The organism is Pyxidicoccus xibeiensis, assembly GCF_024198175.1.
Lineage (GTDB): Bacteria > Myxococcota > Myxococcia > Myxococcales > Myxococcaceae > Myxococcus > Myxococcus xibeiensis.
In genome coordinates, this window is the sequence record NZ_JAJVKV010000007.1 from 306,592 (window position 1) to 328,169 (window position 21,578).

Annotated in this window: 19 protein-coding genes; 9 read left to right on the forward strand and 10 right to left on the reverse strand. The window is 71.8% G+C overall.

Annotated features, from left to right (window positions below; translation table 11 throughout):
* Positions 1–202: 202 nt before the first annotated feature.
* The 3 genes from LXT23_RS30505 to LXT23_RS30515 are packed head-to-tail and all read right to left on the reverse strand — an operon-like array spanning position 203 to position 2,345.
* On the reverse strand, positions 203–595 hold the full coding sequence (locus LXT23_RS30505; protein WP_253983862.1) for a translation initiation factor: 393 nt from the start codon (positions 593–595) through the stop codon (positions 203–205).
* Positions 596–615: 20 nt separating this feature from the next.
* Positions 616–2,022: a vitamin K epoxide reductase/DsbA family protein gene (locus tag LXT23_RS30510; RefSeq protein WP_253983863.1), complete on the reverse strand. Its 1,407-nt coding sequence runs from the start codon at positions 2,020–2,022 to the stop codon at positions 616–618.
* Entirely contained in the window at positions 2,019–2,345 is a 327-nt protein-coding gene (locus LXT23_RS30515) for a cupin domain-containing protein (protein WP_253983864.1), read from the reverse strand. Before LXT23_RS30515 ends, LXT23_RS30510 begins: the two co-directional genes overlap by 4 nt.
* A 38-nt stretch (positions 2,346–2,383) precedes the next feature.
* Between LXT23_RS30515 and ygfZ the strand changes: the two genes are divergently transcribed.
* The 5 genes from ygfZ to LXT23_RS30540 all read left to right on the forward strand — a co-directional run bounded on the left by ygfZ (position 2,384) and on the right by LXT23_RS30540 (position 6,528).
* Entirely contained in the window at positions 2,384–3,454 is a 1,071-nt protein-coding gene (gene ygfZ, locus LXT23_RS30520) for a CAF17-like 4Fe-4S cluster assembly/insertion protein YgfZ (protein WP_253983865.1), read from the forward strand.
* A gap of 72 nt (positions 3,455–3,526) precedes the next feature.
* On the forward strand, positions 3,527–3,985 hold the full coding sequence (locus LXT23_RS30525) for a hypothetical protein (protein ID WP_253983866.1): 459 nt from the start codon (positions 3,527–3,529) through the stop codon (positions 3,983–3,985).
* 118 nt (positions 3,986–4,103) lie between these two features.
* A complete protein-coding gene (locus LXT23_RS30530; protein ID WP_253983867.1) occupies positions 4,104–5,597 on the forward strand; it encodes a spermidine synthase in 1,494 nt (497 codons plus the stop codon).
* Complete coding sequence (locus LXT23_RS30535; protein WP_253983868.1) at positions 5,594–6,052, forward strand: hypothetical protein; 459 nt, start codon at positions 5,594–5,596, stop codon at positions 6,050–6,052. The genes LXT23_RS30530 and LXT23_RS30535 overlap by 4 nt, the downstream gene beginning before the upstream one ends.
* Positions 6,049–6,528 (forward strand): hypothetical protein, encoded by a 480-nt coding sequence (locus LXT23_RS30540; protein ID WP_253983869.1) that lies wholly within the window; start codon positions 6,049–6,051, stop codon positions 6,526–6,528. The genes LXT23_RS30535 and LXT23_RS30540 overlap by 4 nt, the downstream gene beginning before the upstream one ends.
* Here the strand turns inward: LXT23_RS30540 and LXT23_RS30545 are convergent.
* From LXT23_RS30545 to LXT23_RS30575, 7 genes are all read right to left on the reverse strand, one after another.
* On the reverse strand, positions 6,515–7,825 hold the full coding sequence (locus LXT23_RS30545) for a chromate transporter (protein WP_253983870.1): 1,311 nt from the start codon (positions 7,823–7,825) through the stop codon (positions 6,515–6,517). The genes LXT23_RS30540 and LXT23_RS30545 overlap by 14 nt on opposite strands.
* A gap of 71 nt (positions 7,826–7,896) precedes the next feature.
* A complete protein-coding gene (gene hppD / locus LXT23_RS30550) occupies positions 7,897–9,060 on the reverse strand; it encodes a 4-hydroxyphenylpyruvate dioxygenase (protein WP_253983871.1) in 1,164 nt (387 codons plus the stop codon).
* Between the two features lie 29 nt (positions 9,061–9,089).
* Entirely contained in the window at positions 9,090–9,749 is a 660-nt protein-coding gene (maiA, locus tag LXT23_RS30555) for a maleylacetoacetate isomerase (RefSeq protein ID WP_253983872.1), read from the reverse strand.
* Entirely contained in the window at positions 9,746–10,726 is a 981-nt protein-coding gene (locus LXT23_RS30560; protein WP_253983873.1) for a fumarylacetoacetate hydrolase family protein, read from the reverse strand. The genes maiA and LXT23_RS30560 overlap by 4 nt, the downstream gene beginning before the upstream one ends.
* Positions 10,727–10,848: 122 nt before the next feature.
* A complete protein-coding gene (locus tag LXT23_RS30565; protein WP_253983874.1) occupies positions 10,849–11,433 on the reverse strand; it encodes a hypothetical protein in 585 nt (194 codons plus the stop codon).
* 133 nt (positions 11,434–11,566) lie between these two features.
* Positions 11,567–12,658, reverse strand: coding sequence for a saccharopine dehydrogenase family protein (locus LXT23_RS30570; protein ID WP_253983875.1), 1,092 nt, complete (start codon positions 12,656–12,658; stop codon positions 11,567–11,569).
* Between the two features lies 1 nt (position 12,659).
* A complete protein-coding gene (locus LXT23_RS30575; RefSeq protein ID WP_253983876.1) occupies positions 12,660–13,175 on the reverse strand; it encodes a hypothetical protein in 516 nt (171 codons plus the stop codon).
* Between the two features lie 116 nt (positions 13,176–13,291).
* Between LXT23_RS30575 and LXT23_RS30580 the strand changes: the two genes are divergently transcribed.
* The 4 genes from LXT23_RS30580 (at position 13,292) to LXT23_RS30595 (ending at position 21,577) form a co-directional block, all read left to right on the forward strand.
* Positions 13,292–14,215, forward strand: a complete 924-nt coding sequence (locus LXT23_RS30580; protein ID WP_253983877.1) for a LysR family transcriptional regulator — start codon at positions 13,292–13,294, stop codon at positions 14,213–14,215.
* An 85-nt stretch (positions 14,216–14,300) separates the two neighbouring features.
* Complete coding sequence (locus LXT23_RS30585) at positions 14,301–15,818, forward strand: DUF2380 domain-containing protein (protein ID WP_253983878.1); 1,518 nt, start codon at positions 14,301–14,303, stop codon at positions 15,816–15,818.
* Positions 15,815–16,285, forward strand: a complete 471-nt coding sequence (locus LXT23_RS30590; RefSeq protein ID WP_253983879.1) for an NUDIX hydrolase — start codon at positions 15,815–15,817, stop codon at positions 16,283–16,285. Before LXT23_RS30585 ends, LXT23_RS30590 begins: the two co-directional genes overlap by 4 nt.
* A 294-nt stretch (positions 16,286–16,579) precedes the next feature.
* On the forward strand, positions 16,580–21,577 hold the full coding sequence (locus tag LXT23_RS30595; RefSeq protein ID WP_253983880.1) for a protein kinase domain-containing protein: 4,998 nt from the start codon (positions 16,580–16,582) through the stop codon (positions 21,575–21,577).
* Position 21,578: the final 1 nt, after the last annotated feature.

The following is a 21,578-nucleotide window of genomic DNA, read 5'->3' on the forward strand; positions in this document are numbered from 1 at the left end:
CCGCTGGGAAGGAGAGCCGCAGCCGTCCGTCAGGCAGCGAGCGCACGGCAACAGGCCGTGGCTCCGTCGCCGCACGGCCCGCTTCGGGCACCGAGGCACATGCGACCGCCAGACAGAGCCACGAGGCGATGGCGATGCGAGACCACGAGGCGGAGGTCCTCATGCGGCGAAGCATGCATGAGGCCCGCCCGCCCTACCAATCTCAGCCGACGGTGACCTTGCGCACGCCCCGCGCCTCCAGGAGCGCCGGCAGCCGGTCCCGCTGGTCGCCCTGGAGCACGAGCGCATCGCCCTCCACCACGCCCCCGCAGCCCAGCGAGTTCTTCAGCGCCTTGAGCCACACCTCGCGTTGGGGCACGGGCAGCTCCAGGTGCTCCACCACCGTCACTTCCTTGCCACCCCGCCCCTTGCGCTCCATCCGCACCACCGCGCGCGCCGGGCCCTTCGGCTCGGGCTTCTTCGCGGAGGGCGGGGCCACCGGCGCGGGCGCGGCCTGGGGCAGCGCCTCGCGCTTCGGGGCCAGCGCGGCGAAGGGGTTGTTGAACGGCGCCGCCACAGCGGCCGGCGCCTCGTCCTTCTTGTCACGCTTGCCCATGGCTTTGGGGGTGCGTCCCGTCAGTGGTTGTGACCCGCGTGGTCGTCATGCCCCCCGGCCGGCATCGGCCGCGGCGGAGGCAGCATGTCGAAGGCAGGGGCGCTCGGGTTGCCCTCCGCCATCACCAGCGCGAGCAGCAGCGGCGCGGACGGCAGCGCCGTGCGCCCGTTCACCACCACCAGCGGCGTGCCACTGATGTGGTGCCGCATGGCGTAGCTGGAGTCCTCCTGGAGCTTCGCCGCCGTCTGCGGGCTCGACATGCACGCATCCAGCTGCATGCGCGACACCGAGCCGGACGACGCAATCTCCAGCACCCGCTCCGTGTCGAGGATGGCCTGCGCCGCGAAGAGCTTCTCGCGCAGCGTCCAGTAGTCCTTCGCCCCTTCCAGGCAGATCTGCGCCCGGGCCGCGGTGCACCGCACCGTGGGCGCGTCCAGGCCGCCCCGCCGCGGAATCGCCGGGTTGCACGCGCCATCCAGCGGGAACTGCCGCGCCTCCAGCGACATCTTCCCCTCCGGCACGCGCTTCTTCAGGATGGCCAGCTCCTCCACCAATGACTTGCAGTGCGGGCACTTGCTGTCCGTCCACTCGACAATCTTCACCGGCGCGTCCACCGGCCCGTACAGGTGCCGCGCGGGCGCCACGGCCGGCAGCGGCGTGCCCTTGCGGTACTGCGCCAGGCCGTCCGCGATGAACTGCTTCTGCTCGGGGTTGAGCCCCTGGAGGTACGCCTCCAGCGACGCGGGCGGCGGCGGCACCGGCTGGCCCGCCACGGGCGCCGCCGTCGCCAGCGAGCCACCGGGGCTCGCCGTCGCCTTGGGCGTGGCATTGCCGGGCAGCAGCATCGCGACGAACGCCGCGGCGGTGAAGCCCACCGTCCACTTCAGCGTGGAGCCCCACTCGCCGGCCGCGGGCGCCACCGGGCCGGGCAGCCCGCGCCAGGCCACGCCCGCGAAGGCCAGCACCAGCGCATACGTGCCCAGACACGTGGGGCACAGCGCCCCTGCGTCCGCGCTCGCGATGCCGAACACGGCCACCGACACCACGCCAGCCACGGCCACCAGCCGCAGCCCGTTGGCCGCCGGCCGCACCGAGCGGCCCGAGCGCGCCCACGCCAGGTACAGCGCGGACAGCCCCGCGGCCACCAGGCCCCACACGAGGCCCAGGCCGGCCACCGGGATGCCGAGCAGCTCATGGATGCGGCTGGCGAACGGCGAGTTCCACACCGTCTCGCAGTTCACCGTGTCGGACACGCCGCACACGGTGGCGCCGCCCCCTCGCAGGGTGAGCAGCTGCATCCACTGGAAGATGGCGAGCCCGCTCTCGGCGAGGCCCAGCACCAGCAGCGCCATGGCGCCGCGCGTGGGCACGGAGGTGGCGGGGGAGGCCTTGGCGGGGGGCGCCTTGGAGGAGGACTTCTGACTCATGCGTGCTCCGGGGGCGGGGTCATCAGGACGAGGAGGCGGGCGGGTTCCGGGCCGTCGTTGGCGACGCCGTGCTCGGACCCCGAGGGGGCGAAGATGGAGGCACCAGGGCCGTGCACCTCCTCCTCGGAGCCGACACGGAAGCGGCAGCGCCCTTCCAGTACGACGTATACCTTGTCGGACGTGGCATGGCGGTGCGGCTTCTGGGCCTGCCCGGGCTGGAGGCAGTACACGTCGAGGAAGAAGCGCCCGGACTGGAACACGTTGTGCTTCTGGAGCTTCTCCGCGGAGAACCCCTGGAAGTCGGACAGGTGCTTCACATCCATCGTGGCATTCGCTCCTTCGCCTCTATATAGCGACGGACATGGAACCGCTGTCTCTGCATTTTCTTCACGAGGGGACGGGCGCCCGCTTCATTTTCGTGGGCGGCCGGGAGGCCGTGGCCACGTATGGGGATGGGGAGGCAGAGTACCGGGCGGCACGTGAGGCCGTCGCCCTCCACGACGCCTCCTACCGCGAAATCCTCCGGATAACGGGGGAGGACCGGGCCTCCTTCCTGCACGGCATGGTGACGCAGGAGGTGAAGAACCTGCCCGTGGGCTCGGCGGCCTACGCCGCCCTGGTCACCGTGAAGGGGGCCATGGTGGCGGACGCCCGCATCCTCAAGCGGGAGGCGGACCTCCTGCTGGACTTGGAGCCCGGCACTGGCGCCAAGGTGCGGGAGTTCCTGGAGAAATACCTCATCTCCGAGGACGCGGAGCTGCACGAGGCCACGGGGGAGTACGCCCTGCTCCGGCTGCTCGGCCCCCAAACGGCCGGTGTACTGGCTGGCGCCCTGGGTGGCCCCCAGCCGCTCCTGGAGCACCACGCCGCCCGGCAGGGCGTGCTCGCCGGCCAGGAGGTCTGGCTCGTCGGGAACACCGCGGTGGAGCCCCATGGCGTGGATGTGTGGGTGCCGCGCGCGGGTCTGGAGCCGGTGTGGCGGGCCCTGGTGGAGGCCGGCGCCGCGCATGGGATGAAGCCCCTGGGCTTCGAGGCGCTGGAGCTCTTGCGCGTGGAGGCGGGGGTGCCCCGGTACGGGCAGGACATGGTGGACACCACCATCCCCCTGGAGGCGAACCTGGCGGGCGCCATCTCCTACAACAAGGGCTGCTACATCGGGCAGGAGGTCATCGCCCGGGCCACCTTCCGCGGGCACATGAACCGCAAGCTGACGGGCCTCCTGCTGGGCGACGTGGACGCGGCGCCGGGCACCGAGCTGCGGCGCGGGGAGAAGAAGGTGGGCTGGCTCACCAGCGTGGTGCGCTCGCCGGTGAAGGGGCAGCGCGTGGCGCTGGGGTATGTCCACCGTGACTCGCTGGAGCCGGGCACCGAGCTGACGCTGGCGGAGGGCCCGGCCACGGCGAAGGTCGCCCCCCTGCCCTTCACCGCCTGAGACGGGGCCGCCATACTGGGCGGCCATGGCTCCTGACTCTTCGCGCGCCACGCCCCGCCGAAGCTGCCGGAGATGTTCCAGACGCTGGCGATGGACCCGGCCCGCGACGGGCAGCCCACGCCGGGCAACTGGGAGCTGAGCTTGGAGCGCAGCGGCGGCGACCATGCCTTCACGCAGCGCTTCACGCCGGACAAAGTGGCAACGGGCGCTCGTGACGGAGACGCCACGGAGCAGGCGCCACAGGAGCTGGCGAAGGGGATGATGCGGGCCCTCCTGGTGAAGAACCACATCACCGTCCGCGTGCACGGGCCGAGCATCGGCGAGACGAACGGCACGGTGAACGAGCAGAAAACCACCGTGGAGTGGAAACTGCCGCTGGCGGAGCTGGTGGACGGGCCCGCCGAGGGCCGCGAGCTGCGCGCGGTGGTGCACGGCGCCGAGCCGCTGTGGCTGTGGCTGGTGGTGCTGGGCGTGCCCCTTGTGGTGCTCGGGCTGGCCATCGCCGCCGCGCGGAGGCGCCGGGCCGCATAGGACGCAGTCGTGCGGGCCTGACATGGCTGTCATGAAAGGCCGGGCGTTCCCGTCGAGCAGGCATTGATTTTCCAAGGCTCCCCCCGGTGGAACGGGCCTTGCTGCTCGGGGCACGCCCATGAAGCCCTCTTCGCTGACCTGGCTGTCCTTCATCTGCGGCGCGACGGTGATGGCCTCGGAGATGGCCGCGTCCCGGCTGGTGGCGCCCTACTTCGGGAGCAGCACCCCGGTGTGGGCGGCGCTCATCTCCCTGGTGCTGGGAGGCCTCGCGCTGGGGGCGCACCTGGGAGGCCGCGCCGCGGACCGGTGGCAGCGGATGGAGCCGCTGCGGATGGCGCTCTGTGTCGCCGCGCTGCTGCTGGCGGCGCTGCCCTTCCTCGCGCGCGGGCTGCTGCCCGGAGCCACGGCGGCGGCGCTGGGCGGACGGCCGCTGGAGGGGCTGGGCCGTGTCGTGCTGGTGGTGCTGGCGGCGCTGCCTCCGTTGCTGGTGCTGGGGGCGGTGGGGCCGTACGTGCTGCGGGTGGGGCTGGGCGGCGTGGAGTCGGCGGGCGCGTACGCGGGGCGGCTGTCCTCGGCGTCCACGGTGGGCAGCATCGCCGGGACGCTGCTGGCGGCCTTCGCCGTGCTGCCCCTGCTGGGCACCGCGCGCGCCATGGCCCTCTTCGCGGGAGTGCTGGGCGTCACGGCCGCGGCGGGCCTGGGGTGGCGCTGGCAGGTGGTGGCGGTGGGGGCCCCGGTGCTGGCGATGGTGCTGGGGCCGTATGCGCTTCCCCGTCATCCGCAGGCGGTGGAGGTGGCGGAGTCGCCCTATTCCTTCGTCCAGGCGCTGGTGGCGCCGGATGGCACGCGGCAGCTCGTCTTCGACGAGGGCTATGCCGTGCAGAGCCTCTGGAGGCCAGGGCTGCCGGTGCGCGGCGAGGTCTTCGCCCACTACCTGCTGGCGCCCGCCATGGCACAGCGGGAGCCTCGCGCGCCCCGGGTGCTGCTGCTGGGCCTGGGCGCGGGCACGAGCGCGCGCGGGCTGCGCGAGACGTACCCCGGCGTGGAGGTGGTGGGCGTGGAGCTGGACCCGGAGGTGGTGCGGCTGGGGCGCGCGCACCTCGGCCTGCCGCCGGAGGTGGAGGTGCACATCGGAGACGCGCGAGCGTTCCTCGCGAAGGACTCGCGCCGCTACGACGCCATCATCGTGGATGCGTTCCGCTTCCCCTATGTGCCCTTCCACCTGACGACGCACGAGTTCGTCGCGGCGGTGGCCGCGCACCTCGAGCCCGGCGGCGTGGCGTGCTTCAACGTGGGGCGCTACCGGAGCGAGCGCGCGGTGGTGGACGCGGTGGGCGCCACGCTGGCCTCGGTGTTCCCCGAGGTGCTGGCGGCGGACGCGCACAACCCCAGCAACACGTTGCTCTACGCCGGTGCTCCCGGACAGACCCGGCGGCTGGCGAGGCGCACGCACAGCCTGCCTGAGTCGCTGCGGCCGCTGGCGAGGCGCGTGGCCGGCGAGCTGCGGCTGGCGCCCCCCGCCGAGGTGCTCACCGATGACCGGGCGCCGGTGGAGCTGCTCACGGACGGCATCCTCCTGCGCGCGCTGCTCAGCGGGAAGGGGCGGCTGTGAAGCGCCTGCCCGCCATGCCGGAGTTCCTCGCGCCGCTGCCACTCGCGGCGGTGGCGCTGATGGCGGTGAACGACCGCTGGCTCAAGCCCGTCTTCCACAACGCGCTCACCGGCAAGCTGTCCGATGTCGCCATCTGCTTCTTCCTGCCCCTCTACGTCTCCGCGCTGCTGGCGCTGGTGACGCGCTGGCCCCGGGCCACCCGCGTGAAGGTGGGCGCCGTCTTCACCGCGCTCCTCTTCACCGCGCTCAAGGTGTCGCAGCCCGCGGCGGACCTCTTCTGCGAGCTGCTGCGCCCGCTGGGTGCCCCGCTGGGCCTCACCGGCTTCCGCGCCGTGGCCGACCCCACCGACCTCCTCATGCTGCCCCTCCTCGGGGCGGCGCTGCTGTACGGCCGTGCCACTCGCGTCTCGCGAGCGCCGGCCGCCTCCCCCCACCCCACCGGAGCCACCTCGTGAATGTCCTGATGAAGAACCTCGCCGCCGCCGCGGTCCTGGCCACCACCGCCGTGCTGCTCGTCGCCGACTCGGCCCGCGAGTGCGCCCACGCGGCCCAGGACGTCACCTTCGACGTGAGCAACAACACGTGCGGCGCGGCGGGCACCCTGCGTGTGAGCAGCTCCGAGGATGCGTGCAGCATCACGGTGGAGGCATCGCCGGGAACCGACCTGCCTGGATTCGGCAACACCAACAGGGACGACCTCGACCTGCGCGCGGGCGGCCACTGGTACCTGCACAGCGCGGACTTCACCTTCCACGTGGGCGCGGATGGTGGCACCGTGCCGCGGGACGCGGGCGGGCAGTCCATCAGCGGCAACCGCACCTGTGAGACGGTCGCCGAGGGCGCGGGGCTCCGGCTGCGCTGCACGGACCGGCGCGGGGACCTGTCCGGAGATGAGGTGGGCACCTGCGAGGCGCTGCTCACCCCGCGCTGAGGCCTCCCGCCACCAGCACGCCCACCGCGCCTCCGCCCAGCACAAGCCAGGCGGAGTTGACGCGGAAGCGGATGAGCAGCACCGCGGACACGACGGCGAGCCCCACCGTCCACGCATCCACCAGCGCCGCGCGCCCCAGCTGCCACGTCACCACGGCCATCAGCGCCAGCGACGCCACGTTGACGCCGTCCAGGAAGGCCCCCGCCACCCACGAGCGGCGCAGGTGGGGCACCAGCGGCCCGCTCAGCGCGACGAAGATGAAGGCGGGCAGGAAGATGCCCACCGTGGCCACCACCGCGCCGGGCGCACCGCCCAGCACGTAGCCGATGAACGTCGCCGTGGTGAAGACGGGCCCGGGCGTCACCTGCCCCACCGCCACCGCGTCCAGCAGCTGTGCCTCGGTGAGCCAGCCGTAGCGCTCCACCAGGTCCGAGCGCAGGAAGGCCAGCAGCACGTAGCCGCTGCCGTACAGCACCGAGCCCACCTTGAGGAAGAAGAGGAAGAGGCCGTGCAGGGTGAAGGGCACCGCCGTGGCTACCGCGCCTGTGAAGGGCATCAACCAGAGTGGCGACACGGCGGCGGTCGTGCCACCGGCCCCGGAGCCTCGGCCCGGCCCCGGAGCGGCCTCCGGAGTCGGCGACGCCTCCCGCCCCGCCCCCGGCTCCCCCTTGCGAGCAGGCTCCGAAGCCGGGTCGCTGGCACCACCCGGAGCAGGCCGCCCACGCCGCTCCCCCGCTCGCCACAGCAGCACGGCGAGCCCGCACAGCAACAGCAGGAGCAGCTCGTGTACGCCCAGGAAGCCGGCCACGACGGCGGCCACGCCCACGGCGGCAGCGAGCCGCGTCTTCACCACGGTGCGCAGCAGGCCCCACAGCGCCTGGAGCACCACGGAGATGATGACGGCCTTCACGCCGTACAGCAGCGCGTCCACCCGGGGCAGGTCGCCGTAGCGCGAATACGCCCAGGCGATGGCGGCCACGATGAAGAAGGCCGGGAGGATGAAGCAGGTACCCGCCACCACCAGGCCGGCCCAGCCCGCGCGCCGGTGGCCGATGTGGATGGCCAGCTCCGTGGAGTTGGGCCCGGGGATGAGGTTGGTGGCGCCGAGCAGGTCCACGAACTCGTCGCGCGTCAGCCACTTCCGGCGACGCACCACCTCGTCTTCCATCATCGCGATGTGGGCCGCGGGGCCACCGAATGCGGTGGTGCCCAGCCGGAGGAACAGGAGCGCCAGCTCCTTCAGCGCCGTGGCCCGGCCGGGCGCGGTGGTGGCGGTGACCTCATGGGGGGACGACATCCCCCGGACCCTACCCGCCCCGGACGGTGCCGCTCAGCAACGACTGAGCGACACGCGTCCTGGAGGACACGCTACAGCCGCCTCTCGGCCTGCTGCTGCCGCTCGATGCTCTCGAACAGCGCACGGAAGTTGCCGCCACCGAAGCCCTGGTCGCCCTTGCGCTGGATGATTTCGTAGAAGAACGGACCGGCCGACGGCTCCTTGTAGAGGCTGGCCGCGTCCTTCATGAAGATCTGCAGCAGGTAGCTGTGCTCCTTGTCCCCGTCGATGAGGACCTCGAGGTCGCGCAGCGTCTGGATGTCCTCGTCGATCTTCTTGATGCCCAGCTTCTGGATGCGCTCGGGCAGCGCGTCGTAGTACGTGCCGGGCGTGGGCATGAACTCGATGCCGGCGCCCTGCCGCATGTCCTTCACCGCGGTGAGGATGTCCTTCACGGTGAGCGCCAGGTGCTGCACGCCGTCACCCTTGTGGTCCTCGTTGAAGATGTTGATTTGACTCGCCTTGAAGAACGGCCGGTACGGCTCGTTGTTGGCGAACTTCACGCCGCTCTTCGGGTCCCACATCACCTCGGACTTCAGGCCGCTGCCGTGCGCCCGCTTCTCCTTGGCCGCCACGTCCTCGGTGTGGAACTCGATGTGCCAGAACTTCTCGAAGCCCATGACGTGCTCCATCCACAGGAGCATGGGCCGCATCGTCTGGAAGTTGGACGTGACGTGGTCCACCCGGCCGAAGCCGTACTTGTTCTTCCCGCCCACGGGCGTGGCGTGGCGGATGTAACCCGGGTACAGCGCGCTGTACCCGTCGCGCTGGACGAAGCGGAACGTGGTGTCACCGAAGGGCGTGGTGATGGAGAACATCGACAGCTTGCCGCCCCGCTCGTCGTCGAAGCGCAGGATGTCGGTGATGAAGGTGGCGCCGCGCTGGTCCAGCAGGCGGAAGGCCTTCTCGGCGTCCTCCACCTCGAAGTTGAGCGTGCCCACGCCGTCCGGGTGCTTGCGCAGCCAGCGCGCCGCGCGGCCGCCCTCGCCCACCGGCTGGCTCACCATCAGGACGATGTCGCCCGCCTGGAACACCGCGGACTTCTGCCGGCCCTGCTTCTCCAGCTCCGGCGACGAGATGCCCAGCTCCGCGAAGTCCAGGCTCTTCGTGTAGAAGTTGCGGCTGCGCTCCAGGTCATGCACGTACCAGTGGATGCTCTCGAGAGTCTTGATGCCCAGCGATTCCTGCTTGGCCATGTCCGCGCCTCCTTGAAGTTCCGTGAGTGTCAGGCCGGCGCCGCGTCGGGCTGCCGGTCCGGGTGGGCCGCCTGGAAGGCGGGGAGCTCGTTACACGCCGCCTCGATGCGAAGCACCGTGGGGTAGGGCGACAGGTCTACTCCAAACCGACGTGCCCCGAAGAGCTGGGGCACCAGGCAGATGTCCGCCAGCGACACCTCGTCGCCCACGCAATAACGCCCTGCCGTGGGCTTTACCGCCGCTTCGAACGCCTCCAGGCCCCGGGCATTCCAGTAGGCCCCCCACACCTTGTCGTCCCCCTTCAGCTCGTTCTTGATGCGCTGCAGCACGGACAGGTTCTGCAGGGGCTGGATGCCGGAGTTCACCAGCTCCGCCAGCATGCGGCTGCGGGCCTGGAGGTAGGGGTCCGCCGGCAGCAGGGCGGGCGAGGGGAGGCAGGCCTGCAGGTACTCCAGGATGGGGAGCGACTGGGACAGCCGGCGCAGGGTGCCGGAGTCGTCGGTCCACTCCAGGGTGGGCAGCGTGCGCATCGGGTTGACGGCGCGGTACTCGGCCGAGTGCTGCTGCCCGCCGTCCTGGATGAGGTGCACCGGCATGTACTCGTACTTCAGGCCCTTGAGCTGCAGGCCGATGCGCACCCGCCACGAAGCGGACGAGCGCCAGTAGCTGTAGAGGCGCACGTCCTTCATGACTTCTTCACCACCGTCTGGGCGATGCGGCCGAAGACGCTCTGCCCCTGCCCGTCGAGCATCTCGATGTCGATGGTGTCGCCCGGCTTCATGAAGGGCGTCTTCGGCTTGCCCTCCTCAATCGTCTCAATCATCCGGCGCTCGGCGAGGCAGGAGATGCCTCGCGCGCGGTCCGCGTTGGACACGGTGCCACTGCCGAGGATGGTGCCGGCGGTGTAGCTGCGCGTCTTGCAGATGTGCTGGATGAGGTCGAAGAAGGAGAAGTGCATCTCCGGGCCGGCGTCGGTGTCACCCACCTGCACGCCGTTGAGGACGGACTGGAGGCGCAGGTGGATGCGGCCCTCGCGCCAGGCGGGGCCCAGCTCGTCCGGCGTCACCGCGAAGGGGCTGAAGGCGGTGGCGGGCTTGCTCTGGAAGAAGCCGAAGCCCTTGGCCAGCTCGTCGGGGATGAGGTTGCGCAGGGACACGTCGTTGGCCAGCATCAGCAGCTTGACGTGCTTCTCCGCGTCCGTGGCCTTCGTGCCCTGGGGCGTGTCGCCGAGGATGGCGACGACCTCGCCCTCGAAGTCCAGGCCCCAGGCCTCGTCCTCCAGGGGGATGTCGGCCATGGGCGGCAGGAAGTCGCCGGAGCCGCCCTGGTACACGAGCGGGTCGGTCTTCAGCGTGGGCGGCGGCTCCGCGTTGCGGGCCTTGCGCACCAGGATGACGTGGTTGAGGTAGGCGCTGCCGTCAATCCACTCGTAGGCGCGGGGCAGCGGCGAGTGCAGGCCGCGCACGTCCAGCGGGCGGCTCTGCACGGTGCCCGCCTCCAGCTGCGCGGCCAGCGCGCGGAGCTGCGGCTCCTTCGCCTCCCAGTCGTCGAGCGCGGCTTGCAGCGTCAGGGCCACGTTGGTGGCCAGCGCGTAGGCCGTGTTGTCCCGCTTGACGACGATGAGCCGGCCGTCACGGGTTCCGTCCTTGAGCGTCGCGAGCTTCAATCCCGGGCTCCCCGGCGGCCCATGGGGGGAAACGGCGAGGCCGCCTTCTTGGGCCCGGCTTTTCCGCCGGGGGGCCTGGGGTGTCAAGCGTGACCGTGCGGGCCGTCACGCCGACTACGGGATTACCAGCAGGAAGAACGGGCCGGCAGGCGTGCGTAGAAGTTTGCGCCCGTGTTGCTGTCCCACTCGCCGTTGGCCGTCGCCGCGACGTAGAGGTCCCACGCGTTCTGGTTGCCGTACTGGTCCCAGCCGTAGAGGAAGACGTGGTTCTCCGTGGCGGAGGGCTGCTCGCACACCCACACGCCCTCCTGGCCGCCCGCGGCGAAGTGGGCGTTGCACAGCGGGGTGTTCATGTAGCGCATGCACTTGCCGCAGTTGCGCGGGCCGGCGTTCAGATAGACGTAGACGTCGTTGTTCGTGCCGGCGGTGGCCTTGAGCGTGGCGTACTGGTTGTTGAGCTTCACGAACAGGTAGATCTGGTCGGCCGGGTACTTGTTCTTCAGGTAGCCCCGGTAGGAGACCGTCAGCGTGGCGAAGCGGCCCGGCAGCTTCGTGGTGCGGCGGATGACCTCGAAGGGCGACACCAGCTTGGAGTCCGTCACGTTGCAGACGGCGTAGTCCGGCGGATAGTCGGAGGCCTCGGCCTGGGACGTGGGCAGGAGCAGCGCGAGCGCGAGCGCCGCGACGAGCGAGTTCAAGAGCTTCATGGAGAGTGTCCTCGTGGTGTGGCCCGGCGAGTGGCTGGGAAGCGCGGCGGACCCCGGGCGAGCGTCGCGCGACGCCTTCACCCGCGCTCTCGTACCATGCCCTCGCGATGGAAGTCCCCGCCCCCCCGGGCCGTCAGTCCACCACGGACGGACACCAGAGGCGGGTCTCCGGGAACCTCGCCTCGAGCCGCCGCAGCACGCCCTCGGGTGCCATGAAGGCCTCCAGGTGACGGACACCGCCGGGCCGGTTCCCGGCGAGCAAGTCGCGGACGACCTCGGCCGCCACCTGCCCGGTGACCGCCGCCTCCTTCCGGCTCCACAGTCCGGATTCCCACACCGCGCGCTGGCCACCGGCGACCCCCTCCACCCGCGCCATGACGGCACACGCATCCGACCCCGGGTGCACCTGCAGCAGGAGCGACGTCAGGGCACGGCGCAGCCAGGGCACTCGGAGCCACCGCGCGACCCCCAGCCGGACGGCGAGCGCTATCAATGAGGTCATCAGCCTCGGCTCGAAGCACAGCCACGTCGACACCGTGGGGATGGACAGCGTGCGCGCCAGGGTGCGCTGGTCGGGGAAGTTGAAGCGCCAGGCACCGCGCCCGCGGGCCTCTCCGGGCAGCCGCACCCGGGTGCCCTCACCGAAGGACTGCACGCGGCGCGGCTGCCCGTCGCGGTAGACCTCGAACCCGGACGCCAGGTTGTCCAGCGTCCACCCGATGGCCGCCGCTCCATGCGCATCGCCCGCGCCCAGCAGCACGAAGAGGTCCAGCCGGTCCACCCGCTCGAACCGCGACGTAGCCCAGGCCGCCAGCAGGTTCGTCAGCCCGGGCGCCAGGCCGACACTGAGCACGGCGGTGCTGCCCGCGCTCCGGGCCAGTGCGTCGAGTCCCTCGATGGCGTCGAGTGACGCCTGCTTCGCCGTCACGTCCACGTAGTCCACCCCGGCGCGGAGGCAGCGCTCGACGAAGCCCGTCCCGCGGGGGTCCACGCACATGACGACCCCTGCGGCGCCCTGGAGTAGCGCCTCCGCGTCCCCTCCATCCACGTCGAAGCCGACGCCCCGGACTCCGTGCCTCAGCGTGGCGGCGAACGCCTCGGCCGCGACCGGATTCCGGCCCGCGACCACCACGCGCCCCGGGAAGTCGGAGGCCAGCGCGCGGGCCACCGCCTGACCGACCTGCCCATAGCCGCCGACGATGACGATGGTCCCCTCGGTGCCCATGTCACAACACCTCTGGCATGCCCGGGTGCCGGGGACGTGAGCCCGGCCGGCGCTCACGGAAGACGTGGAGGAGGAAGACAGCGGCGAGCACGGCGGGAGGCACCTGCAGCACGCCGGTCAGCTCGAAGAGGAGGTCATCCGGCAGCTCATAGGTCGGTGGAGGAAACAGCCGCTCCAGCAGCGACCTGGACGTGCCCGCGAAGAAGAGGACGTTCTTGAGCACGTGGTTGTACACGCCCTCGAAGACGCCAATCATCCCGACGGGCATTCCGAGTGTCGTCAGCGTGAAGACGCCGAGCGCCACCAGGCTTCCGGGCCTCGCGAGCAGCAGGGCCAGCGAGCCCAGGAGCACGACGGCGGTGACGGCGGCGACGCCCACCATGTGCAGCCGCCAGGGCGTCCGGTAGAGGGCGGCCCCGTAGGCATGGTGCACGCTCGTCAGGAGCAGCACCGCCAGCGAGGCCGCAGTGGAGCGAACCGCCGGGCTCCAGGTCGACAGGGGCTTCATCGCACGCATCACACGTCCCTCCGAAGGAGTACGTGAGGGTTGTGCCGCGCGCTCGACTTGAGTGCGAGTGAGGTCCGGGCACATCATCTGTGCGTCCCGCGCATCAATGCCGCGCCCATGTGTCCATGCACTCGCTCTCGAACATCGACGCCTTCGTCCGCGCCGTGGAGGACGGCGACTTCACGCGCGCGGCGCGGAAGCTCGGCCTCACGGCCTCCGCGGTGAGCCGCCGCATCGCCCGGCTCGAGGAGGAGCTGGGCGTGCGCCTCTTCCAGCGGACCACGCGCTCGCTGCGCCTCACCGACGACGGGCGCGACTTCTACGCCCGCTGCCAGCGCATCCTGGGCGAACTCGGAGAGGCAAAGGAGTCCCTCGCGCGCTCCCGGAGCCGGCCCACGGGGCGGCTGCGCGTGGAGGCGCCGCAGGTCATCGGCCAGCTCGTCCTCGCCCCGGCGCTCCCCCGCTTCCTGGAGAAGTACCCCGGCGTCGAGCTGCACCTCACCCTGCGCGACGAGGTGGTGGACCCCATCACCGAGGGCGCCGACGTGCTCATCCGCATGGGCCCGCTGGCGGACTCGCGACTGAAGGCGCGCAAGCTCGCCGTGGCGCGGCTGGTGGCGTGCGCCGCCCCCGCCTACCTGGAGCGCCACGGCACCCCGCGCACGCCCGAGGACCTCGCCCGGCACCAGTGCCTCGGCTTCCTGCGCCAGGGCCTGCCTGCGCCCTGGAGCCTGAAGGACGGACGCGGCACCGTCCAGGTGGAGCCGCGCGGCGCGCTCCACGTCAACCACGGCGCCACGCTGCGCGACGCCGCGGTGATGGGGCTCGGCATCGCGTGGATGATGGACTTCATGGTGGCGCGGGAGCTCGCCTCCGGCGCGCTCGTCACCGTGCTCGAGGCACATGCCAGTGAGGAGCGCCCCATCCACGCGCTCCATCCGGCGAACCGCCAGCTGCCACCCCGAGTGCGCGTCTTCCTGAACTTCGTGGCGACGCTCTTCGTGCAGGACGCGGCGAGGGAGTACCACCGCATGCCTCGGAACGAGTGACGGTGCGCACTGCGGCACGTTGGAGAACCGCCAGCTGGTACCGTCTCGGACCGTGCTTCAGCAGCGGGCCGCCCAGGAGGCGAGCATGGACGTGACACGCATTGGCGCCGTGGTCTTGATGTGCGTGGCGGGTTTCGCCTCCGGTTGCGTGTCGACGCCAAGGCCCAGCCAGGCCTGGCCCTCGAGTGCGAATGCAAATTCGCTCATGCCAGCCCACGGCACTCCGCTGCCATCCATCACCGACGCCGAGAAAGCGGAGCGCCAGCCTCGGCGTCAGCACTCCCGTGACGTCGCGACGAGGGCAGACTCGGACAGCGAACAGAAAGCCGTCGCGGGCAGGCGACAGAGCGCCATGCGGACCCGGCAAGCGGTGCTCGACACCATTGCCAATGTGAAGGCCTCCACAGGCAGCGCCGCCAACGCGCTTTCCCAGCTCGCGGCCCGTCCACCCGGCCTCGGCGGCAGAGGCCTCAGTGGAGTCAATGGCGCCTTCACCCGCTACCTGGACTTCGGTTCCAAGTGGTTGCCATGGCTTCACGGCGTGCTCGGTGGCGCCACCGCGCTCACGCACGCAGCCTCCGAGGTCGTCGACCCGGACATGGAGCTGGGCATGCTTCGGATGACGGGCTCCCGGCTCCAGGCAGCCCTGTTCGGCGCCATGATGCTGGCCGCGTGGCGCGACTTCCTACAACTTGCCGACACCGTGCTTCGAGAGTGCCCCGCCTACAGCGCCGAGCGGCTGCTCATGGACCTGCACCGGGTGCAAGGACGGATGGAGCCCACCCTGGCAGCACTCGCCTCCCAGGACCCCACGCAGGTCGAGGCAGCGTCCGTCGCGATGCCCGGGTTGATGGGCCAGCTCACCCACGAGTTTGGCTCCATCAGCGAAGGTGCGCGCGTTTCCATGGAGCGCGTTGGAAGGACGATGGCGGCGGTACAGGCCCTGGAGATGCTCACCCTGGTCTCGGCGCTGAGGATGTCGCTGCCACGGCTGCCGCCTGCCGCACCCGCCACACTCGGAGTGGGCCTGGTGATGGGCTCGGGTGGTGTGATGGTGGGCTCGCGGATTGTCGTCTCCGCCGAGTGGGTGGAGATGATGAGACGGCTCGTGCAAGCGGGCGTCATCTCCGTCCCAGCCGTCAGCGCGGCCATCCGCATCCACGGCGGTCAGGTGTTGATGGCTCAGGCGAACCAGGACCTGCCCAAGGGCGTGCGCGACGCGCTGGGTGATGGGCCCGAGGTTCGCGCCATGCGCGAGACCGGCAAGGCGGGCGCGGGCATGTCAGAGGCACCGAAGCATCATGTGCTACCGGCTGAGCATCGTGCCTGGTTCGAGCAGCGCGGCTTTACCGGTGAGCTGAGCATCGACCAGTTCTGCGTCAGGTTGGAGGCGGCAGACCATCAAGCCATTCATGGAGGCGGTCACTGGCGTCTGGGGCGCACCTGGCCCGGCGAATGGAATCAGATGATCATGCAGGCACTGCTTGAAGCCGAGACCCGGGCTGGCCGGACGTTGACGCGAAATGCGATCCTGAGGATCGTCGGAGAGAACATGAAGGTGTACGGCATCCCGATGAACTTCACGTCCGGGCGAAGGCGATGACCAACGGAGGCTCCTGGCAGGGGAACTGGAAGGCCCGTCTCTATGAGCGCGTTCGCGAGCACGGGTACGAATCACTGACCGCCTTCGCCGAGGCACGGCCTACTGCCTCTCTGATTGCGCTGGCGGAGGAACTCGGCGCAGATGACGTTGCCGGGGTGCAGGTGTTCAGCGGGTTGGTGTCCGAAGCGGAGCGGAACAATCAGCTCACGCGCTTGGTGCGCGGGCAGCTCGTACGCGAACTGGCGAGGTATCTCCCCATGGGCTGGCCGCGCGTGCTGGACGACGACGCCAGACTGGAGGTTGCCATCGCGCTCGGCCAGTGGTCGGCATACACCCCCGAACCCCATAGGGAGTGCGCGAGGCGAGCCGGCGATGCGCTCCTCGCCTCACCACCGCCTCCCGGCTGGCGCCCGCTCGGTCCCGACGACGCCCTGCTCCGCACGCTCCTGCCAGATGAGGAAGCCTGACCGGGCGAAGCACCGCTCCCTCCCCTGCCCCCTCCAGCCGGACAGTGGCCCCATCTCCTGGACGACACGTCCATGCGCCCCGGAGCCGCTCGCCTGTCCGCCCTCCGGCCTGGCGTCACCTACTCCGCTGCACAGGTGGGAAGGCGCGTGAATGTGGAGGTGTAAGGCCCAGGCAGCGCATGGGGGCCGGGCGCCTGCTTCCCCCTTGGCACCGTCCATTCCGGCACCCAAGGTTGTAGGAGGGACGCACGGCCAACCGTAGAGGGGCGATTCGCACGGGGGCGAGGGCACTGAATGGCTGAGGGCTTCCAGTATGCCGGTGTCGCTCCCGGAGAGCCGCAACCCGGCCGCCGGCTGGGGAACCGCTTCGAGCTCGTCCAGCGCCTGAAGGCGGGCCGCGGCATCTCCACCTGGACCGGCAACGACCTGCGCACCGGAGAGCGCGTCGTCGTGAAGGTGACGTCCGCCGTGGCGCTCGCCCCCGCGGCCCGACACCGGCTGGAGCACGAGGCCACCGTCCTCGCACGCCTGGAGAGCCCCTTCGTCATCCCCGTGCGCCACCTGGGCACCGCCGGTGACCTGCTCTACCTCGTGACGCCCTGGCTCGAGGGAGAGACGCTGGAGGAGCGCCTGTCCCGGGGCTCCCTCTCCGTCCCGGAGGCCCTCACCCTGGGCTCCAGCATGCTGTCCGCGCTGACGGAGGTCCACCGCCAGGGCGTCCTCCACCGCGACGTGAAGCCCTCCAACCTCCTCGTCTCCGGGGAGCCGCTGTCCCAGGCGACGCTGGTGGACTTCGGCCTGTCGCGCAGCGAGCGGCTGGACCCGTCCCTGCGGGACTTGCCCGTGGGCACCGCGCGCTACCTGTCGCCGGAGCAGGCCGGGCTGCTCAACCGGCCCGTGGAGGCCACGACGGACCTGTACTCGGTGGGCATCGTCCTCTTCGAGGCGCTGTCCGGCCGGGCCGCCTTCGACGGCGCCTCCGTGGGTGAAGTCCTTCGCCAGCACCTGGCCACGCGGCCCCGGCTGCGCTCGGTGGGTGTCGAAGTGCCTCGCGCGCTTGAGGAGCTCATCGCCCGCCTCCTGCAGACGGACCCGCAGGACCGCTACCAGTCCGCCGAGTCCGCGCTGGCGGACCTGCGCGACATCGAGGATGCGCTCGCGCACGGAGAGGCGGAGCCGGAGCTCGTCACCGGCGCGCACGACCAGCGCCGCAGCCTCGCCGAGCCGTCCTTCGTGGGCCGCCACGACGAGGTCGTCACGCTGGAGCGCGAGCTGGAGCGCACCCGCGCGGACCTGGGCCGCCTGGTGGTGGTGGAGGGCGAGTCCGGCGGCGGCAAGAGCCGGCTGCTGGAGGAGTTCTCCGCGCGCGCCCTCCAGCACCGCGCGTGGGTGCTGCATGGCCAGGCGCTGGACCAGGCCGCGCAGCGCCCCTTCCAGCTCTTCTCCGGGGTGGCCTCGGGCATCTCCACCGCGATGAAGGAGCGGCCCGCGCTCGCGCGGCTGCTGCGGGAGCGGCTGGCGGGTCAGGAGGCCGGGCTGTGCACGGTGCTGCCGCAGCTGGAGTCCGTGCTGTGCCCGCAGCCCCAGGCGGGGGCGCAGGGGCTGGGGCCGGAGTCGCTGGGCGAGAGCCGGAGCGTCTGGGCCCTCACGGCCCTGCTGGGCGCGCTGGGCACCGAGGACGAGCCCGCGGTGGTGGTGCTGGACGACTGCCAGTGGGCGGACGAGCTGACGCTGCGCGCGCTGGAGGGCTGGTCCCTCGCGCGCCGCCAGGCCCGGGGCCGCGTGCTCGTCGTGCTCTCCTTCCGCAGCGAGGACATCGGCCCCACGCACGTGCTGCGCCGGCTGGCCCCCACCGCCCACCTGCGGCTGGCCGCCTTCGGCGCGGCGGACGTGACGCGGCTGGCGGAGTCCATGGCCGGCGCCCTCCCGCCCGAGGCCACCGACCTGGTGGCGCGCCTGTCCGAGGGCAACCCCTTCATGGCCAGCGCCGTGCTGCACGGCCTCGTCGAGGACGCCGTGCTGGTGCCCGGCCCCGACGGCTGGCGCGTGCAGCCGGAGGCCATGGCGCACGCGCGCTCCTCGCGCCAGGCGGCCACCTTCCTCGTGCGGCGCCTGCGGCTGCTGCCCCCGGACGCGCTGCGGCTGCTGTCCGTGGGCGCGGTGCTGGGCAAGTCCTTCGACCTGGGGCGCATCGCCGCCCTGGCCGGCACCACCCCGGCGGAGGTCGTCAGCGCGCTGGACGAGCCCCGCCGCCGGCACATGCTGTGGGCGGACGGCGCGCGCTACACCTTCGTCCACGACAAGCTGCGCGAGGTGCTGCTGGACATGCTGACGCCGCAGGAGCGGCGGGAGCTGCACCGGCTGGCGGCGCGCACCGCCGCGAAGAGCGTGCCGCAGGACTCCTTCGACCTAGCGTACCACTTCGACGCCGCGGGCGAGTACTCGCAGGCGCTGCCCTTCGCGCTGGTCGCCGCGGAGCAGGCCCGCCAGCGCTTCGCCCTGGAGACGGCGGAGCTGAACTACCGCATCGCCGAGCGCGGCGGGGCCGGCGCGGACGCGGGCACCCGCTTCCGCATCTCCGCCGGCCTGGGCAACGTCCTCATGCTGCGCGGCCGCTACGACGAGGCCCGCCAGCAGCTCGAGCGCGCCCAGTCCCTCGCCCGCGACAAGCCCGAGCAGGCCCGCATCCTCGGCCAGCTGGGAGAGCTGGCCTTCAAGCGCGGTGACTTCGGCCAGGCCAACACGTACCTGGAGCAGAGCCTCAAGCTGCTGGGGCGCTGGGTGCCTCCGCGCGGCCTGCTCACCGGGGCCAGCTCCCTGTGGGAAATCCTCTCGCAGGGCGCCCACACCGTGGCCCCCGGCGTCTTCCTCGGGCGGCGGCCGCTGGAGCGCGGCGACCGGGACATGCTGGCCGTCCAGCTCTACAGCCGGCTGGCCTATGGCTACTGGTACCGCCGCGGGCGCATGGCCGTGCTGTGGGCACACCTGCGGGACTTGAACCTGGCGGAGCGCTACCCGCCCACGCCGGAGCTGGCCCAGGCGTACTCGGCGCACTCGCCCGCGCTCACCACGCTGCCCTGGTTCAGCCGCGCCTTCGCCTACGCGGAGAAGTCGCTGGCCCTGCGCAAGCAGCAGGGCGACGTGTGGGGCCAGGGCCAGTCGCTGCACTTCTACGGGCTGGCCTGCTACGCCTCCTCGCGCTTCCAGGAGTGCATCGACAAGTGCCGCGAGGCGGTGCGCCTGCTGGAGCGCACCGGCGACCCGTGGGAGGTGAACAACGCCACCTTCCAGATTGCGATGTCCCTCTACCGGCTGGGCCGCCTCAAGGAGGCCCTGGAGACCAGCCGCAGGCTGCACGCGGCGGCGAGCGCGCTGGGGGACCGCTACGCGCAGCGGCTGGGCCTGGAGGCCTGGGCCAAGGCCGCCGGAGGCCGCATCCCCGGCTCGCTGCTGGAGGGCGAGCTGACCAACCCGGACCAGCCGGACCCGCAGAGCTACGCGGGCGTGCTCCAGGCGGAGGCCATCCGCCTCCTGCGCCTGGGCGACGCGTCCGGCGCCGTGGAGGTGCTGGAGCGCGCCGAGAAGCTGGTGGGAGACGCCCACCTGCGCCAGGAGTACGTGGCCCCGATTGCGCCGTGGCTCGCCACCGCGCTGCGGCAGCTGGCGGAGTGCACCTCGCCCCTGCACCCGGCCCGGCGCGACGCGCTGCTGGAGCGCGCCGAGGACGTGGCGAAGCGGGCCCACGCCACCGCGCGCACGTACCGCAACAACCTCCCCCACGCCCTGCGCGAGCGGGGCCTGCTGGCCGCCATGCGCGGCCACCCCCGCCGGGCCCGCCGCTTCCTGGAGCAGTCCCTGCGCGTGGCGGACACCCAGCACATGCGCGAGGAGCGCGCGCTGACGCTGAAGGCCCGCGGCGAGCTGGGCCGGGCGCTGGACTGGCCCGGCGCCGCGGAGGACCTGTCGGAGGCCACGCGCGAGCTGGAGGAGCTGGAGGAGGGGCTCGTCCCCGGCAGGCACGAGCGCGACAACGGCGGCGTGGGCACGCTGTCGCTGGTGGACCGCTTCCCGCGCGTGCTGGAGGCCGGCCGGCGCCTGGCGTCCGCCCTGTCGCGCGAGGCCGTCTTCGAGGCCGCCCGCCAGTCCATGCTGGAGCTCTTGCGCGCCGAGCACTGCGTGGTGCTGGACCCGCGCGGCCTCCTGCCCGCCGCGGACGTGGAGGAGCAGGGCGTCAGCCGCACCGCGCTCGCCCGCGCGCTGGAGACGGGCCGCATCACCGTCATGGGCCAGGGGCTGCCCGGCGGCGTCAGCGAGAGCATGGAGCTGCTCGGCGTGCGCTCGCTCCTGTGCGCCCCCATCCAGGTACGCGGCAAGACGATGGCGTGCCTGGTGGCCAGCCACCGCCAGGTGGGCGCCCTGTTCGGCGACGACGAGGAGCGGCTGGCCGAGTTCGTCACCGTGCTGGCCGGCGCCGCGCTGGAGAACGCGGAGAACTTCTCCCGCATCGCCGCCCTCTCCGAGGAGCAGGGCCGCCTGTACCGCGCCGAGCAGGAGGCGGTGCGCCGGCGCGACGACTTCCTCTCCATCGCCGCGCACGAGCTGAAGACGCCGCTCACCTCCCTGCAGCTCCACATCCAGGGGCTCCAGTCCCAGGTGCGCGCGGGCACGCAGAAGCCGCTGGCCCCGGAGAAGCTCACCACCAAGCTGGAGTCCGCCTACTCGCAGACGCAGCGGCTGGGGCGGCTGGTGAATGACCTGCTCGACATCTCCCGCATCGCCCAGGGGCAGCTGCACATCAAGCTGGAGGACGTGGACGTGGTGGCGCTGGTGCGCGGCCAGCTGGAGCGCAGCCGCGAGGCGCTCGCCCGCGCGGAGTGCCCCGTGCGCTTCCACACCTCGGACGCGTCCCTGACGGGCCGCTGGGACGCCATGCGCCTGGAGCAGGTGGTGGGCAACCTGCTGGCCAACGCCATGAAGTACGGCGCGCACAAGCCGATTGAAGTCTCCCTGGAGGAGGACGGCGGCCTGGTGCGGCTCAGGGTCCAGGACCACGGCATCGGCATCGCGGACGAGGACCGCGAGCGCATCTTCGAGCGCTTCGAGCGCGCGGTGTCCGTGCGCCACTACGGCGGCTTCGGCCTGGGCCTGTGGATAGTCCGCGAAATCGTGCAGGCCCTGGGCGGCACCATCGACGTGGACAGCACCCCGGGCCAGGGCTCCACCTTCACCGTCACCCTGCCCCTGGCCGGGCCCGCGCTCGCGCCGGGCGCCGAGTCCGACGCCCTGCACTGAG